The sequence below is a fragment of the Pseudomonas kitaguniensis genome (assembly GCF_049199985.1).
GTDB classification, from domain to species: domain Bacteria; phylum Pseudomonadota; class Gammaproteobacteria; order Pseudomonadales; family Pseudomonadaceae; genus Aquipseudomonas; species Aquipseudomonas kitaguniensis.
The window spans coordinates 12,297-30,385 of the sequence record NZ_JBLZPT010000024.1 but is presented as its reverse complement, the minus strand read 5'-3'; the positions used below and the strand labels follow the sequence as shown (position 1 = coordinate 30,385).

Sequence of the window (18,089 nt, the reverse complement as noted above, 5' to 3'; positions counted from 1 at the left end):
CCCGTATTTGAAATGGATCGCACACCAATGAACAACATCGAAGACATCTACTCGCTTTCGCCGACGCAACACGGTTTGCTGTTTCACAGCGTGGTGGAGCCCGACTCGCGGGTGTACTACCAGCAACTGAGCCTGGAAATGAACGGCCCGCTGCAACTGAACGCGTTTCGCGGCGCCTGGCAAGCCCTGATGCAACGCCACGCGGTGTTGCGCAGCGCGTTCCTGTGGGAAGACCTCGACGACGCCTATCAAGTGGTCCAGGGCGACCTGCAACTGCCGTTGACCGAACTCGACTGGCAAACGCGCACCGACACCCAAAACGCGCTGCAGCAGTTGGCGCTGGAGCAACGCGCCCAGCCACTGGAGCTGAATGACGCGCCGCTGATGCGCCTCGCACTGGTGCGGCTTGCGCCTGCGCGCTGGCACCTGATCTGGACGTTCCACCACATCATCATGGACGGCTGGAGCGTGGGCATCGCGATTCAGGAATGGCTGGCGCTCTACTACCAGCACGCGCATGGTCGCCCGGCCAACCTGCCGCCGACCCGCGCTTACCGCGACTACATCGCCTGGCTGGCGGAGCAGGACATGGCCGCCACCGAAGGCTTTTGGCGTGAGCAACTGCATGACGTCAGCGAACCAACGCCATTGCCCGACTTCGGCCTGCGCCTGACGCCGCCCACCGACGCGCCGTGCGCCGAGCGCGAACACCGCTTGAGTGTCGACGAAACCGAGCAACTGTCGCAGTTTGCGCGCCGTCATCACCTTACCCTGAACACTCTGATCCAGGGCGCCTGGGCGTTGCTGCTGGGCCAACATGCCGGGCGCGACGACGTGATCTATGGCGTCACCGTGGCCGGTCGCCCGGAACAACTGGCGGCTATCGACAGCACCGTCGGCCTGTTCATCAACACCCTGCCGCTGCGCGTGCAATGGTCCGAAGGCCCGGCGTTGGTGGACTGGTTGCAACAGTTGCAGCAGGCCAACAGCGACCTGCGCCACCACGCCTACCTGCCGCTGGGCAAACTCAAGGCGATGAGCAAGATCGCCGCCGAGCAGGCGCTGTTCGACTCGATCCTGGTGTTCGAAAACTTCCCGGTCACCGACGCGCTGAACCAGGACGCAGGCGGTTTGAGCTTCGCCGACCCGAACCGTGCGCAGGCCGTCGATGGCCTGACGCTGACCCAAGGCCGCAACCATTTCCCGCTGTCGCTGATCGTGGTGCCGGGCGAGCAATTGCATTACCTGTTCAGCTACGACCGCAAGCGCTTCAGCGATGCAGAAATTGCGCTGCTGTCGACGCAATTGCGCAGTGTGCTGTTGGCCATGGCCGCGCAGCCAGCGTGCCGCGTGGGCGAACTCGACTGGCTCAGCGCTGCCGAGCGCACGCAGTTACAAGCCCTCGGGCGCGGTGCACAGCTCGCCGTAGCGCCACTGTGCCTGCACCAGCGCTTTGAGCAACAGGTTGCAGCCGCCCCCGACCAACCGGCGCTGCGTGACGCACACGGCGCGCTGAGTTACCGCGAACTCGACCAGCGCGCCAATCGCCTCAGCCAGCATTTGCGCGCCCAAGGCATCGGCCACGACAGCCTGGTCGCCCTGGCGCTGGAGCGCAGCGCCGATTTTGTCATCGCCCTGCTCGCCACCCTCAAGGCTGGCGCCGCCTACCTGCCACTGGACCTGAAACAACCGCTCGGGCGTTTGGCCGATGTGCTGCAAGACAGCCGCGCCGCGCTGTTGATCGGCGCGACGGCGTCGCCATTGCTGACCCGCCTGGCCGAGCACACACCACTGCTGTGCCTGGCTGAACAGGCCGCCGTGATTGCCGCCCAGCCCGACACCGCACCGGTAATCACGCACGCGCTGGATGCTGCGGCCTACGTGATTTACACCTCGGGCTCCACCGGTACGCCAAAAGGCGTGGTGGTCGAGCACCGCGCCATCGTCGACTACCTGACGGCGGTGCACAGCGTACTCAAACCGCCAGCCGCCGCACGCTACGGCCTGCTGTCGAGCATTGCCGCCGACTTGGGCCACACCCAATTGTTCGGCGCGCTGTGCAGCGGCGGCAGCTTGTTGCTGGTGGATGACGAAAGCGGGTTCAGCCCACTGGCACTCGCCGAGCTGTTCAGCCAACACCCGGTGGATGTGTTGAAAATCACCCCAAGCCACCTCGGCGGCCTGTTACAGGCGCTGCCGGATGCGCGCTTGTTGCCCACCGCGCTGCTGGTGTTTGGTGGCGATGCCCTCAGCCCCGCGCTGCTGGCCCAGGTCAACAGCCTGGCCCCCGGCCTGCGCGTGTTCAACCATTACGGGCCGAGCGAAGCCACGGTCGGCGCACTCGCCACCGAACTCACAGCGGGCCAGCGCAGTATCGCGCTGGGCAAGCCACTGCCCAACCGCCAACTGCGGGTGGTCGACGCGCAAGGTCGCGACGTGGCCACCGGGGTCAGCGGCGAACTGCTGATCAGCGGTGCCCTCGCCCGTGGCTACTTGCACCGTGACGACCTGACCGCCGAGCGCTTTCACAGCGATGCACAGCAGCAACGCTGGTACCGCACCGGTGACCGCGTGCGCTGGCTGGTCGACGGGCAACTGGCGTTCCTCGGCCGCGTCGACAGCCAAGTGAAGATCCGTGGCAACCGCCTGGAGCTGGGCGAAGTCGAGGCGCAGATACGGCGCTTGTCGCCGCTGATCGAGCAAGTGGTGGTGCGCGCGGTCGAGCTGGAAGGCAGTGTGCGTTTGGTCGCCTACCTGGTTGCCAGCCAGTCGCTGTCAGCGGTCAAACTGCGTAACGACCTGAGCAGCCGCGTGCCGGATTACATGGTGCCGGCGCATTTCATCACGCTGGATGAGCTGCCGCTGACGCGCAACGGCAAGGTCGACGTACACCGCCTGCCGCTGCCGCAACCCGCCAACGACGACAGCGCTACCCACGTCGCCCCGCGCAATGAAGTCGAAACGCTGTTGGCGGCGATCTGGCAAGACGTGCTCAAGCGCGAGCAGGTCGGTGTCAACGATAACTTCTTCGCGATTGGCGGTGATTCGATCCTCAACCTGCAAATCATCGCACGGGCCAACCAGCAAGGGCTCAAGCTCACCCCACGGCAACTGTTCGAAAACCGCACCATCGCCGACATCGCCCGCGTACTCGGCGCCGATGCCAGCCATGCGGTGGCCGAGCAACTTGCCGATGGTTATGCGTTGCCACTGAGCGCCGGCCAACGCGCACGCCTCGAACAAGGCCCGCTGACCGCCACTTGGCGTTGCGTGAAACTCGCACAGCCGCTGGACAGTCAACTGCTCGCCGAAGCCCTCGGCGCGCTGCAGCAACATCATCAAGCGCTGCGGCTGGCGCTCGACAGCGACTGGCAACAGCGCGTGCTGGTCGCCCCCACAGCGCCAGCGGTTTCGCTGGGCGAGTACACCGAGGCCGAGTTGCACAACGTCGCCCAAGCCGCTGTCGAGCGCCTTGAACTGCACGCCGGGCAAAGCCTGCATGCCAGCCTGTTGGGCGAGCACCACCTGCTGCTGGCCGCGCACCCGTTGTGTGTGGATGACGCGTCCTGGCCGTTGCTGCTCAACGACCTCAACCTGGCGCTGGGCCAATTGCGCTTCCAGCGGCCGGTGCGCTTGTCTTACACCGGCGGTAACTTCACCCAATGGGCACGCCACCAGCACACCTACGCCGAAAGCGATGCGCTCGACGACGCGTGGGAACACTGGCTGCAATACGCCGCGGTAGACACGCTGCAACTGCCGCATAGCCAGCACGCCAGCCAAGTGCTCGAGCACAGCCTGAGTGCCAAGCCCAGCGGCGACCTCAAGCGCTTGGTCGACGTGCTGCACTTGGACTGGAACAGCCTGCTCGCGAGCGCCGTGGTTGAAGAATGCCGCGCCCACTGTGGCGACGGCCTGCTCGCGTTAGACCTGCACGCCGCACGTGCGACTGCCGAGCGCTTGCCGGTCAACGCGCCCATCGTCCTCGCCGACCTGCAACCGCACCTGATCATCGGCGCGCTGGACCTGGCCGTGCCGGTGTTCGTGCACACCGAAGGCGCGACGCTGCTGCAACGCGTGCAGGCAGTCGCGGCGCAACTGCGCGACTACCCGCAACACGGCGCCGACTATGGCGCCTTGCGCTACCTGTCGGATAACACCTACCTGCAAGAACCCTTGCGCGAGTTGCCGCCGGCAGCGGTTGCGATCCATTGGCGCGGCGACCTCGACAGCCACCGCGAACAGCGCGGCCTGCTTGAGCAGGTGACGGCAGCGAACACGCCGACACCCTCGGCGCACGCGTTGCGCATCGATGCGCATTGGCAGGACGGCCAATTGCACCTGCGCTGCGAAGGCGCACTCGCCGCCGAGTGGGCCGCGCCACTCGCCGAACGCCTCAACGCATTGGCGGCACTGCTCGCCGAACCTGAGCTGCGCCCGGCGAGTCAAGCGTTCCCGCTGTGCCACCAACAGGCGGCCACCCTCGCCGCCGAACCGCTGGACTGGGCGAACCTCGAAGACGTGTACCCGCTGTCGTCGATGCAACAGGGCATGCTCTTGCACACTTTGCTGCAGCCCAACAGCGGCATCTACCTGATGCAGCAACGCTACAGCTGGGACGGCGTGTTGCAGCGCCCGGCGATGCAGGCAGCGTGGCAAGTGTTCCTTGATCGGCACCCGATGATGCGCACCGCGTTCTGGTGGCAGGACGACCATGAGCCGCTGCAATGCGTGTACCGCAGCACCGACCCGGCGTTCGACTGGCAAGACCTGCGCCACTTGAATGACGCGCAGCAACGCGCAGCGATGGACCAGGCGCTGGAAGCGCAACGCGTGCAGGGTTTTGACATGAGCAGCGCACCGTTGACGCACTTGCGCGTGTTCCAGCTGGATGAGCGACGCTTCGCCGTGGTGCGCAGCTTCCACCATATCCTCACCGATGCCTGGTGCTTCGGCCTGCTGATGGAAGACCTGTTGGCGATCTATCAAGCCATCGTGCGTCAGGAGCCGGTAGCGCGCCCGCGCTTGCGTTCGTTCCGTGGCTACATGAGCTGGCTCGAACGCCAGGACATGGCCGCCGCGCACGCCTTCTGGCAGGCCGACCTGGCCGGGTTCAGCGAGCCGACGCCGCTGCACGTAGACACCGCCCTCGCCCGCCCGGAACAAGCGCCGGAACAGGTCGGCGACTTCGACCAGACCCTGAGCATCAGCCAGACCCAACGGTTGCAGCAGCTCTGCCAGCATTACCAATTGACCCCCAACACCTGGATTCAGGGTGCGTGGGCATTGTTGTTGTCGCGCTACAGCGGCAACCGCGACGTGCTGTTCGGCGTGACCGTGGCCGGTCGCCCGACTGACCTTGCGGGTGTCGAAGAAATGGTCGGCCTGTTCATCAACAGCCTGCCGTTGCGCATTGATGTGGACCCGCAAGCGCCGGTGGCCAATTGGTTGCAGGCCTTGCTCTCGCACAACGCGCGTTTGCGCGAACACGAAAGTGCCTCGCTGGTGGATATTCAGCGCAGCAGCGGTGTACCGCGCGGCCAACCACTGTTCGACAGCCTGGTGGTGTTCGAAAACGCGCCGCTGGACATCAGCAGCGTGCAGCTGGATGCCTTCAGCATCGACATTTATGAAGACCGCGTGCACACCAACTTCCCCATGACCGTGGTGCTGTACCCCGGCGACCGTTTGGGTATTCGCCTGTCGTATGACAGCCAGCGTTTCAGCAGCGACACCGTGCAGCGCATGCTCGGCCACTTGGTGCAGTTGCTGTCGAGCATGCTTGATGCGCCCGAAGCGCCCTTGGGCAGCCTGCACATGCTGCCGCACGCAGAGCGTGAGCAACTGCAAGTGGACTGGAACCGCAGCGCGGTCGACTTCCCGCTGAGCCAGGGCTACGCGGCGCTGTTCGCCGATCAGGTACGCCGTCGGCCGCAACAGATCGCCGCCGTGCATCAGCACGAGACGCTGACCTACGCCGAGCTGGACCGTCGCGCCAACGCTGTGGCGCACGCGTTGCAAGCCGCCGGTGCGGGCCCGGAAAGCCTGGTGGCGCTGTTCGCCGAACGTGGCCTGGCCTTGCTGACGCTGATGATCGGCACGCTCAAAGCCGGCGCTGCGTTCCAGGCGCTGGACATCCAACAGCCGCCCGCGCGCCTGGCCGAACTGCTGAACCTGAGTGCGGCGCCGCTGCTGCTGGTGTGCGACAGCGCCGCCGCTGCGCTTGATGCGGTGCTGCCGCAGATTCTCAAGCAGCCCACCTGCCTGATCGCGCAGCCACTCTGGCAAGGCGAGGCCAAGCCGGCCGTGGCTTACACGCACCACCCCGAGCAACTGGCCTACGTGATTTTCACCTCCGGCTCTACCGGCAAACCCAAAGGGGTGATGGTCGAACAGCGCGGCATGCTCAACAACATTTTCGGCAAAGTTCCGGCGCTGGGCCTCGGCGAGCACGACCGCATCGCCCAAACCGCCTCGCCGGCGTTCGATATTTGCGTGTGGCAGTTCCTCGCCGCGCCGCTGGTAGGCGCCACTGTGCACATCCTGCCGGACAGCCAGGCGCATGACCCGCTGGCCTTGCTCGACGCAGTGCAGGCGCAGCAATTGAGCCTGCTCGAAACCGTACCGGCGCTGATGCGCGGAATGTTGCAGGAGGCGCGTGCGCAGCACAGCCTGTCGACGCTGCGCTGGCTGCTGCCGACGGGCGAAGCGCTGCCACCGGCGCTGGCGCAGGACTGGTTTGCGCGCTTCGCCTCGGTGCCATTGATGAACGCCTACGGCCCCGCCGAGTGTTCGGATGACGTGGCCTTTTACCCGATCACCGAGGCGCCGGGCGATGACTGCCTGCACATGCCGATTGGTCGGCCGACCGCGAACAACCAAGTGTTTGTGCTGGATGCCGAGCTGCGCAGCGTGCCCATCGGCGTGCCGGGCGAACTGTGCATCGGCGGCGTGGGTGTCGGCCGTGGTTACCTGCACGACCCGCAACGCACGCGTGAAGCGTTTGTTGCGCACCCGTTCGAGCCGGGCGCGCGCCTGTATCGCAGCGGTGATATTGGCCGCCTGCGCGCGGATGGAGTGATCGAATACCTCGGGCGCCGCGACCAGCAAGTGAAGATCCGTGGCTATCGCATCGAACTGGGCGAAATCGAAAACCGCCTGATGCAGCACCCGGCGGTCGACAGCGCGGCGGTATTGGCGCTGCCGGATGCGCGCGGCGCGTTGCAACTGGTGGCCTGGTACGTGCTCGACAACACCGCAGACCTCGGCGGGCACCCCGCGCAGCAGGTACTCAGCGCGCACCTTGCGCAGCAACTGGCGAGCTATATGCTGCCGGCGCGCTGGCTGAACCTCGCGCAGTTGCCGTTGAACGCCAACGGCAAGGTTGACCGTCGGGCCTTGGCGGCACTCGACGTGCCGCACGCCGAGCAGGCCGAAGGCGAATCGGTGGCGCCGCGTACGCCGACAGAACACGTCTTGGCCGAGCTGTGGCAGGACATTCTCGGCGTGGCCACTGTCAGCGTGCACGATGACTTCTTTGCCATCGGCGGGCACTCGCTGTTGGCCACGCAAATGCTCTCGCGCATTCGTCGACGCCTGAACGTCAGCCTGCCGCTGCGCACCTTGTTCGAAGGCGGCACCCTGGAGCAATTGGCGCTGGCGGTAGAGCAACAGGCTCAGGTGCCCGACGACAACCATATCGTGCCGGTGCCGCGTAACCAGACCCTGGCGTTGTCGTACAGCCAGCAACGGCTGTGGTTCCTCGACCGCTTCGAAGGCCCGAATGCCGCCTACAACATGACCAGCGTGGTGCGGCTGCGCGGCGCGCTCGACATCGGCGCCTTGCAGCAAGCGCTGCAACGCGTGCTGGAACGGCATGAATCGCTGCGCACCAGCTTCCACCTGAAAGGCGACCAGCCGTGCCAGGTGATCAACCCGGCGCCGATGCTCAACCTCACGCCGATCAGCGTGCAAGCGCACGCCCTGCAACGCCTGATTGATCAGCACGCGGCGCAGCCGTTCGACCTGCAACATGCACCGATGCTGCGTGCGCATCTGCTGCAGGTGGGCGCGGATGATCACGTGCTGCAACTGGTGTTGCACCACATCGCCACGGACGCCTGGTCGATGGGCATTCTGATTCAGGAGTTGATCACCGGCTACCAGGCCTACGCCAGCGGTTCGGCGCCGGTATTCACGCCGCTGCCGATCCAGTACGCCGATTACGCGCAATGGCAGCGCAGTGAACCGCAGCAGCGCCAATTGGCGCAGGCGATTGACTACTGGCGGCGTCAGCTCGACGGCGCGCCAACCCTGATCGCGTTGCCGCTGGATGCGCCGCGCCCGACGCAGCCGGACTACCAGGGCGCGGTGCTGACCCAGCACTTCAGCCCGGCGCAAACGCAGGTGCTCAAGGCGTACGCGCACACCCAGCGCGCCACGCTGTTCATGGTCTTGCTCAACGCCTTCAACAGCCTGTTGCAACGCGCCACCGGCACGCACGACTTTATCGTCGGCACCGACCTTGCCAACCGCGAGCAACCGGCGCTGGAACAACTGATCGGCTTCTTCGTCAACGTGCTGCCGATCCGCGCACGCCTGAGCGACAGCGACAGCTTCGACAGCCGCCTGCAACGCCTGCGCGAAGACTGCCTGGCGGCGTTCCAGCACCAGCAAGTGCCGTTCGACAAGCTGGTGGAAGCGCTGCAACCACCACGCACGCCGGGGGTTAACCCACTGGTGCAGGTGTTGTTCGTGATGCAGAACACCCCGCAGGGCACGGCCAGCCTGTCGGGCCTTGAGGTGGAACACCTGGAGCCGCAGCAGCAGACCAGCAAGTTCGACCTCGCGGTGTTTGTCGAGGAAGACGAAAGCGGCCTGAACGTGCGCTGGGTGTATCGCACCAGCGTGCTGCAGGCGCAGACCATTGCGCGGCTGGAACAAGGCTTCGAGCAACTGCTTGAACGCTTGACGCTGCAGACGTGGGCATGGCGCCTGGAAGGCGACAGCCAGCCTGCGCCGGTGGCCATAGACGAGGCGCAAGCGCGCAGTGAGCGCAAGCAGTCGAAGATGAGCAAGCTGAAAAACACCCGCGCCACCGCCGTCAGCCAGGTGGCGCATGAGCAGGTACGCACGCGCACCTTGAGTGACGCGCAACCGCTGCCGCTGGTGATTGAACCGCTGTTGGCGGATTTGGACCCGGTGCACTGGGCCGTGCAAGCGCGTGAGTGGATCAATGCGCAACTGCGCACCCACGGCGGCCTGCTGTTTCGCGGTTTTAACCTGCCGGACGCAAGCGCCTTCGAGCAGTTCGCCCAAGCCATCGAACCGGACCTGTTCGGCACGTATGGCGACCTGCCGAAGAATAAGTCCGGGAAGAATATCTACCACTCCACGCCGTACCCGGAACAACACATGATTCTGTTCCACAACGAAAGCTCGCACTTGCCGCAATGGCCGCGCAAGCAGTGGTTTTACTGCGAGATACCGGCGCCACGCGGTGGCTGCACGCCGATTGTCGACTGCCGCCAGGTGCTTGCGCAGTTGCCGGCCGACATCGTTGAACGCTTCAAGGCCTTGGGCCTGCTCTACGTGCGGCATTTCACCGACAAGCTGGATGTGCGCTGGCAAGACTTTTTCAAAACCGAGCAGCGCGAAGAGGTCGAGCGCCAATGCCGGCAATCGGGCATGCAGTGGCAATGGCTGGGGGCAGACAACCTGAAAATCGCCCAGTATTGCCCGGCGATTGTCGCGCACCCGGACACCGGCGAGGCGTCGTTTTTCAACCAGGTGCAACTGCATCACAGCGCCTGCCTGGAGCCGGAAGTGCGGCGCAACCTGATCAACCTGTTCGGCGCGGGCAACCTGCCGCGCAACGTCTATTACGGCGATGGCAGCGTGATTGAAGACGCGGTGATGGAAGTGATCGGCGCGGCGTACGAAGCCTGTGCGGTGCGCTTCGCCTGGCAAAAGGGCGACATGGTGATGCTCGACAATATGCTGGTGGCGCATGCTCGCGACCCGTTTGAGGGTGAACGCAAAATCTGCGTTGCCATGGGCCAGATGATGAACCGCGAACCACTGAACCGCACCGAGGAACAGGCATGAGTAACCACCCGGCAGCATTCGCCCTGTCCCCCCAGCAACGCAGCCAATGGCTGGCGAACGCGCCACCGGCACGCTTGGTGCTGGAGGTGCGCGGCGCCACCGCGCTGGCACAGTTGCAGCAACGGCTGGCGTCGCTGGCCACGGTTCACGATGCACTGCGCCTGCACACCCGGCCTGAACCGGGCTTGCAGGTGCCGCTGCAGATCGTCGCCGCCACCAGCGCCATCGCTGTAGACGTGCAAGCGCTGGGCGATGAAGTGCAGCGGGTCACGTTGCAACTGCCCGCCCTCGCCGCCGACCGTGGCACGCTGCTGCGGCTGGCGCGGGCGCTGGGTTCGGCGCAAGCGCCGGTGGCTGACGCCGAGGCGATGACCTACACCCAATACAGCGCCTGGATTCACGACTTGCAGGCCGATGAAGACGCGGTACAAGGCCGGCAATACTGGGCCGGCCTGGCGCTGGGCGAGCACGCCGGCAGCGAGTTGCTGTACCGCGAAGCACGCAGCGATCAGGCCGATACGCCGCTGACCACGCGCTGCGCGCTCAACCCGGCGTTAAGCGCCGCGTTGCAAGCGCACAGCGCGCCCGCCGAACAACTGCTGATGGCCGCTTGGGGTGTGCTGTTACAGCGTTTGAGCGCGAGTGACAACCCGGCCCTGAGCCTGAACTGGGTGCATGACTGCCGTGACGACTATGAAGAACTCGCCGAGTGCTGGGGCTTGTTCGCCAAGGCCTTGCCATTGCCTTGGCAACCGGCACTCGAGCGCCCGTTCGGCCCGGCACTCGCGACTTTGCAAGCGCTCTGCGAGCAAGTCGGCGAATGGCAGGAATACTCGCCGCCTGCCACCCCCTCAGCCTATGGTTTTCAGTGGAGCGCGGCCCCCGATGTTGCTGCGGGCAGCCCATTCAACGTGCTGGAGGTAGACGCGATCCCCGCCGGCATCGAACTGCTGCTGGTCGCCGAAGCGCATGCGGCGGGCAGTTACCGCCTGACGCTGTGCCATCAGGCCAATCGTTACAGCGTGCAGGCCGCACAGACCTTGCTGGAACAACTGCAATCGCTGCTGCTCGACGCCCTCACCCACCCGGCCAAACCCTTGGCCGAGCTGTCGCTGCACGCGCCGGGCTTTGCGCAGGCGTTGGCGGCAAGGCATGCCAGCGTCGCACCGGCCTTTGTCAGTGTGCCTGCGCGCTTCAATGCGGGCGCTGCACGCTTTGCCGAACACCTGGCGTTGCGCGACCCCGGCCAGCACCTGAGTTACGCCGAACTGCACGCGCGCAGCAACCAGTTGGCGCATTACCTGCGCGCCCAAGGCATTGGCCGCGAAGACCGCGTGGCGCTGTACATGGACCGTTCGGCGCCGATGGTGCTGGCGATGCTCGCGGTGCTCAAGAGCGGCGCAGCGTTTGTGCCGCTGGACGTGCACCAGCCGGCGCAGCGTTGCCTGGCGATCCTGCAACAGGCGCAAGCGCGCTTTGTACTCACTGGCGCCGACGGCAATGCCCCGCTGCTGGCGTCGATGGGCAGCCTTGACCTGCGCGATAGCGCCGCGTGGCAACACACGCCGATGACCGACGTGAGCCACGAAATTCAACCGAATGACGCGGCCTACGTGCTGTTTACCTCGGGCAGCACCGGCGTGCCCAAGGGCGTGATCATCGAGCACGCGCAACTCGCCAGCTACGTCCACAGCGTGTCCGCACGCCTGCAACTGCAAGCCTTCGAGCGCAGCGCCGTGGTCACCTCGCTGGCCGCAGACCTGGGTTACACCCTGCTGTTCCCGGCACTGCTCAGCGGCGGCGAACTGCACCTGCTCGACAAACAAACTGCGATGGATGCCCAGGCGTGGGCCGCCTGGCAGTTGCGCTACCCGATTGATCACCTGAAAATCGTGCCGTCGCTGCTCGACGCCTGGCTGATCAGCGCGCAAAGCGCCGCGGTATTGCCACGCAAGCAACTGATTGTGGGCGGCGAAAGCTGCTCGCAGCGCTTGCTGCACTCGATCCGCCAGTTCGCACCGCAACTGAAGCTGTTCAACCACTACGGGCCGACGGAAACCACCGTCGGCGTAGCGATGCACACGCTCGACCCGGCCTGTGACTACCGTCGATTGCCGCTGAGCGATCGACTCGACGGCATGCGCCTGTACCTGCTGGATGAGCAACAGCAACTGGCGGCGCCGGGGCAACACGCTGAGCTGTATATCGCCGGCCCGCAATTGGCGCGTGGCTACCTCGATGCGCAACACAACGCCGAACGTTTTATCCAGCGCGACGGCGAACGCCTGTATCGCAGCGGCGACCGCGCGCGTTATCGGCACGACGCCAGCCTGGAAATCACCGGCCGCTCGGACCGCCAGGTCAAGGTGCGCGGGTTTCGCATCGAGCTCGACGAGATCCAGGCGCAGCTCGCCAGCCTGCCGGGCGTGGCGCAGGCGGCGGTGGAATGCTTGCCCAAAGGCGAGCTGGGCCAGCAATTGTTTGCCTTCTTGACCCTCGCGCCGGGGCATTCAGTGAGCGTGGCGCAACTGCACGGCCAGGCGCAGGACCGCTTGCCGGATTACATGCTGCCGAGCTTGCGCATCGTCGACGCCTTGCCGCTGATGGGCAACGGCAAACTCGACCGCAAGACCTTGCAGCAATGGGCCGACAAGGTCCTCGACAGCGTTGGCGGTGCCTTGCCGCGCACGCCATTGGAGGCGCTGCTGGCCGAGGTCTGGGCGCAGGTGCTGGGGCTGGAGCGGGTGGGTATCGAGGATGACTTTTTCGCGCTGGGCGGGCATTCGCTGGCGGCGGTAAGCCTGGCCAGCCGCTTGCAAAGCGTACTGTCGGCGCCGGTCACGGTGAACGCGGTGTTCAATGCGCCGAGTGTCGCGGCGTTTGCAGCGCTGGTGCAGTCCGAGTTCAAACTGTCGCCGCTGGTGCGGTTGTCGCCAGCGGACGGCGGCGCGAAGCTGTTCTGCTTCCACCCGTCCACCGGCCATGTACAGGATTACCGCACGCTGTTGCCGCATTTGCCGAACTGGCAATTGTGGGGCTTGCAGGCGGCGTATCTGGGCGATGACAGCGCACGCCTGGCCGACGGCGACATCGATAGCCTGGCTGCGCTGTACGTCGAACACCTGCGCCAACAACAGCCCATTGGGCCGTATCATCTGCTCGGGTTCTCGCTCGGTGGGCTGCTGGCGATCAGCGCCGCGGCGCAATTGGAGCGTTGCGGCGAACAGGTGGCGTTTCTCGGCATTCTTGACTCGCAATACCAGCGCGAGGCCGCGCAAGACAGCGTCGCGGCGCTGATTGCCTCGGCTGCGCAAGCGCTGACCGTGGACAGTCAGGCGCTGCTGCGCCAGTTGCCGGCAGCGGTATCCGCCGCGTTGAGCGCACACCTCGCTACACTGCCGGTCGCGCAGCGCCTGCCCGCGCTCGCGCAATGGGCACAGCAGCAGGGCTTGCAACTCGATGGCGACAGTTGGGAGCACCTGCACACGCGGCTGGGTTACCAACAGCATACGCAGCAGTTACTCGGCAGCTTCCAACCGCCACGGCTGAGTTGCCCGGTGCATGTGTGGTGGGCCGACGCCACGCTGGGCGAGACGGACTTTGCCGACCCGCAGTGGCAACAACTGAGCAGCGGGCCATTCGCGTGTGAAGTGGTGCAGGCGCAGCACTTGAACATTCTTGAGCACCCGGCGGTGCATGAACAATTGGCGGCCGCCCTTGCGGCGCTGGCAACAGATGGAGCGGTTTAATGGATTTGCTGATACTCATGGCCAAGCGCTCGTGGCGCGCGCTGTTGGTGGCGACGCTGACGGGCTTGGCCTGCGGGCTCGCGGCGGCAGGCTTGATCGCGATGATCAACCACAGCCTCACGGTGTTCGATCAACTGCGACCGATTGACGGCCTGTACTTTGGCGGCCTGGTGCTGTTGGTAGCGGTGTCGCGGATTATTTCCGACATCAGCCTGCTGCGCCTGGGCCAGGCGGCAGTCAACGATATGCGCCTGCACCTGAGCGCCAAGCTGATCGACACGCCCTATGCGCAGTTGCAGCGCCTGGGCAAACACCGGCTGCTGGCGATGTTGACCGACGACACGCAAACCATCAGCCAAGCGGTGGAGCTGGTGCCGATTCTGTTGGTAAATGGCGGAATCATCATTGCCTGCCTCGGCTACCTCGGCTGGCTCAGTTTGCCGTTGCTGGGCTTGACGGTGTTGCTGATCGTGCTCGGCAGCTTGAGTTTCAATTGGCCGCAACGCCGCGCGCTGACCTCGATCTCGCGTGCGCGCGAGCTGAAGGACCAGTTGTTCGAGCATTACCGCCTGCTCACCGATGGCAGTAAAGAACTGCAGCTCAACCACCCGCGTCGACAGCACTTTTTTACCCGCTTGTTGTTGCCGGTCAGCCAGCAATACCGCCGCGACTTTGTGCGCGGCATGAGCATTTATGCCGTGGTGCTCAACTGGGGCAATGCGGTGTTTTATATGCTGATCGGTGTGGTGCTGTTTGTCGCGCCGCACTTTATCGACCTGAGCGTCAGCCTGGTCACCGGTTACATCCTCACGATCCTGTACATGATCACGCCGCTGTCGGAACTGATGCACGCCCTGCCGACACTCGGCCGCGCCAGCGTCGCGCTGAACAAGGTGCGCAGCCTGGAAAGCGAAATGCACGGCGCCAGCGAAACCCTCGAAACCTTCGCGCCGACTCAGGTGCGCAGCCTGGTGTGCCGTGACGTCACCCACACCTACTACCGCGAACGCGAGGACGGGCATTTCACGCTGGGGCCGATCAATGTCACGTTGAATACCAGCGAAGTGGTGTTCATCACTGGCGGCAATGGCAGCGGCAAAACCACCTTGGCGCTGTTGCTGACGGGGCTATATCGCCCGGAAAGCGGTGACGTAATGCTCGACGAACAGGTCTCGTCAAGCAACGACAACCACCATTTCCGCCAGCATTTCTCGGCGATCTTCACCGACTTCTGCCTGTTCGAAAATCTGTTCGACGGTGACAACCCACAGTTGGTGCAGCAGGCGCAGGATTACCTGGTGCACTTGCAGTTGGACCACAAGGTGCAAATCGAAAAAGGCCGCCTGACCACGCTGGCCCTGTCGACCGGGCAACGCAAACGCCTGGCGCTGCTCAGTGCTTACCTGGATGACCGCCCGTGCTACCTGTTCGACGAGTGGGCGGCGGATCAGGACCCGGTGTTCAAGCACTTTTTCTACACGCGGATTCTTGCGGACCTGCGTGAGCGCGGCAAACTGGTGATCGTGATCTCCCACGACGATGCGTATTTCGGCCTGGCCGACCGGCTGCTGCGCATTGAACACGGACGGCTGAGCGAAGCACGCCTGAGCGCGCATGCCGAGGTTGAACTTCAGTCGTAAAGCGAATGCAGATAACTGACCTGCTCGGCGACGGGCAGGCGGTGCAGCTTGGGGCAGGATTCGCAGAGCACCAACGGCTCGCCTTCAACCAGCGGGTGCAGTTGATAGTGCAGGCAGCAATGCCGACGCAGCGGCAGGCGCGGGCAAATCTCGGGGGCCGGCGACGGCACCTGGCGTTGCAGGCCGCGCAATTTCAAGCGCCCGTCGTTGACGCTGACCGTTTCCAGCCACTGGTGCGCCTCGGCAAAGCCTTCGCGGCTCAAGTCGGGGTCAAGCCGGTCAAACGCGCCGTCCCAGATCGCCACAAAATTGCCCCACAGCACCTTCGGCGCCAAGCCACCCGCCACTGCCAGGCTGGCGAACAACGGCGCCAGGTGTTCATGCACCCAGCGCGACCAATACGCGGCGCGCTCCGCTGCGGTGATGGGCGGCAAGGCGCTGGAAAAATACAACGCCAACGGTTGGCCGGCATCCAGGCGCAACACCGCGTCATCGCCCCAAAAGTCGATTGCGCGCTGCCCGGTGAGCACGCAGGCCAGTGTTGCCGGCACCACGATGCTCATGTAGTTCATCGACCACTGCGACACCACGGCCGGCTGGTTGATGCCGGGGTAACGCAGGGCAAACTCGGCCAGCACCGCGTGCAACAACGCGGGGGCGGCGGCGCGGCTCAGTGGGATGAACGGCTGATCATTCGGTTCAAGCTGGATGACCCGTTGAATAGGCGGCCACGCCTGCTTGAGCCAGTCTGGAAATTCGATAACGCGGCTCCTGTGGCTTTCCCTTATGAATGCAAGCGATTAGCATTGGCAGATCCTATCCTCCCTCCCCTGCAAACTCAACGTCGCCAACGACCGGACCTCTTCAGCCCTCATGCATACACTTCGTAATTTCTGGCGCCTGGCACGGCCATTCTGGACCTCCGAGCAGAAATACCCGGCCTTGCTGTTGCTGTTGGCCACCGTGCTGATGAACCTGTGCCTGGTGGGCGTGAATATCCTCAACAACTTCTGGAACCTGCATTTTTATAACGCACTGCAAGAGAAGGACTACCCGGGCTTTTTGGTGGGCGGGCTGCAATTCATTCTGCTGCAAGTTGGGCTCGCGGCGTTTACCGTCGGCGCGTTTCACTTTCAGCAAAAACTCACCTTGCTGTGGCGGCGCTGGTCCACGCGCAACATGCTCGATCAGTGGCTGGACAATCAGCGCTACCAGAAGCTGAAACTGACCGAGACCGATGTCGACAACCCTGACCAGCGCATCGCTGAAGACATCGACCTGTTTATCATCAAGTCGCTCAAGCTGAGCCTTGGGTTGCTGACGGCAGTGGTGTCACTGTTCTCGTTCCTGAACATCCTGTGGCAGGCCTCGGGCTTGATCAGCATTCCGTTGGGCGATCAAAGCGTGGTCATCCCGGGGCTGTTGGTGTGGGTGGCGCTGGTGTATGCGCTGCTGGGCACCGGTTTCGCGTTCTGGCTCGGCCGCGCCCTGCCCCATCTGAACTTCATGCAGCAACGCCGCGAGGCGGATTTTCGTTTCTCGTTGATGCGCCTGCGCGAAAACGCCGACTCGGTTGCCCAGTACCGTGGCGAAGCCGTGGAAAATCAGCGGTTCAACCAACGCCTCGAAGCCGCGCTGCAAAACTTTTGGGTACTGGTGAAAAAGCAAAAGCTGATCATGGGCTACTCGACCTTCTACCTGCGCAGCGCCACAGTGATTCCGATGTTTATCATGGCGCCGCAGTTCTTCGCCGGGGCCTTTACCCTCGGGCGCCTCACGCAGATCAGCGCGGCGTTTGGCGAAGTGCATTCGGCCGTGGCCTACCTGGTTGGCGTGTTTCCAGAGCTGGCCGAGTGGAAATCGGTGATCGACCGGCTGGACGGCTTCCAGAAGCGCCTGGATAACGTCAAGGTCAACTCCGACGTAGTGCTGACGCAACAGCGCGACGGTTTGCTGATTCGCAACCTGGACATCTGGCTGCCGGATGGCCGACGCCTGTTTACCGGCTTTAACCTCGCGCTCAAGCCCGGCGACAGCCTGCTGATCAGGGCGCCGTCGGGGTACGGAAAATCCACGCTGATTCGCGCCGTCTCCGGGCTTTGGCACCACGCGTCAGGCACGGTTGCCTATGACCGTGAGCGTACGCTGACGCTCTCGCAAAAAACCTACCTGCCCCTCGGCAGCCTGCGCGAAACGCTCTGGTACCCGAACCCCGCGCCTGCCGCAGAGGACGCCCTGTTGCAGCAGCTGATGCAGCAAGTCGGCCTCGAACACCTGTGCCCGCAACTCGCCCAAGAGCGCGACTGGGCACAAACCCTGAGCATCGGCGAACAACAGCGCTGCGCCTTCGTGCGCGCGCTCCTGGCCCGCCCTGCGGTGCTGTTCCTCGACGAAAGCACCTCGGCAATGGACGCCGCCAACGAAGCGCGGTGTTATCAGTTGCTCAAGGAAATGCTTCCGGAAACGATCCTGATCAGCGTTGGACACACTGTCTCGCTGGAGGGTTTTCATCAGCAGGTGCTGGAGTTGCAGGGTGAGGTGAAATGGGTGCGTCGTGAGGTGAGGCAACCGGTTTAAGCGGCAGATCAATTTG

General features: G+C 64.4%; 5 protein-coding genes. 4 read left to right on the top strand and 1 reads right to left on the bottom strand.

The window, feature by feature from the left end; all coding sequences use genetic code 11:
• Window positions 1–27 precede the first annotated feature (27 nt).
• From ACOZK9_RS22890 to ACOZK9_RS22880, 3 genes are read left to right on the top strand one after another with little or no spacing between them, the layout of a single operon-like run.
• A complete protein-coding gene (locus tag ACOZK9_RS22890; protein WP_421556616.1) occupies window positions 28–10,107 on the top strand; it encodes a non-ribosomal peptide synthetase in 10,080 nt (3,359 codons plus the stop codon).
• Entirely contained in the window at window positions 10,104–13,856 is a 3,753-nt protein-coding gene (locus ACOZK9_RS22885; RefSeq protein WP_152749170.1) for a non-ribosomal peptide synthetase, read from the top strand. The genes ACOZK9_RS22890 and ACOZK9_RS22885 overlap by 4 nt, the downstream gene beginning before the upstream one ends.
• Window positions 13,856–15,496, top strand: a complete 1,641-nt coding sequence (locus ACOZK9_RS22880) for a cyclic peptide export ABC transporter (protein ID WP_421556615.1) — start codon at window positions 13,856–13,858, stop codon at window positions 15,494–15,496. Before ACOZK9_RS22885 ends, ACOZK9_RS22880 begins: the two co-directional genes overlap by 1 nt.
• On the opposite strand, the gene fhuF is transcribed toward ACOZK9_RS22880, so the two are convergent.
• Window positions 15,487–16,143 (bottom strand): siderophore-iron reductase FhuF, encoded by a 657-nt coding sequence (gene fhuF, locus ACOZK9_RS22875; protein WP_153000327.1) that lies wholly within the window; start codon window positions 16,141–16,143, stop codon window positions 15,487–15,489. The genes ACOZK9_RS22880 and fhuF overlap by 10 nt on opposite strands.
• 226 nt (window positions 16,144–16,369) lie before the next feature.
• On the opposite strand from fhuF, the gene ACOZK9_RS22870 reads away from it, so the two are divergent.
• Entirely contained in the window at window positions 16,370–18,073 is a 1,704-nt protein-coding gene (locus ACOZK9_RS22870; RefSeq protein WP_421556614.1) for an ABC transporter ATP-binding protein/permease, read from the top strand.
• Window positions 18,074–18,089: the final 16 nt, after the last annotated feature.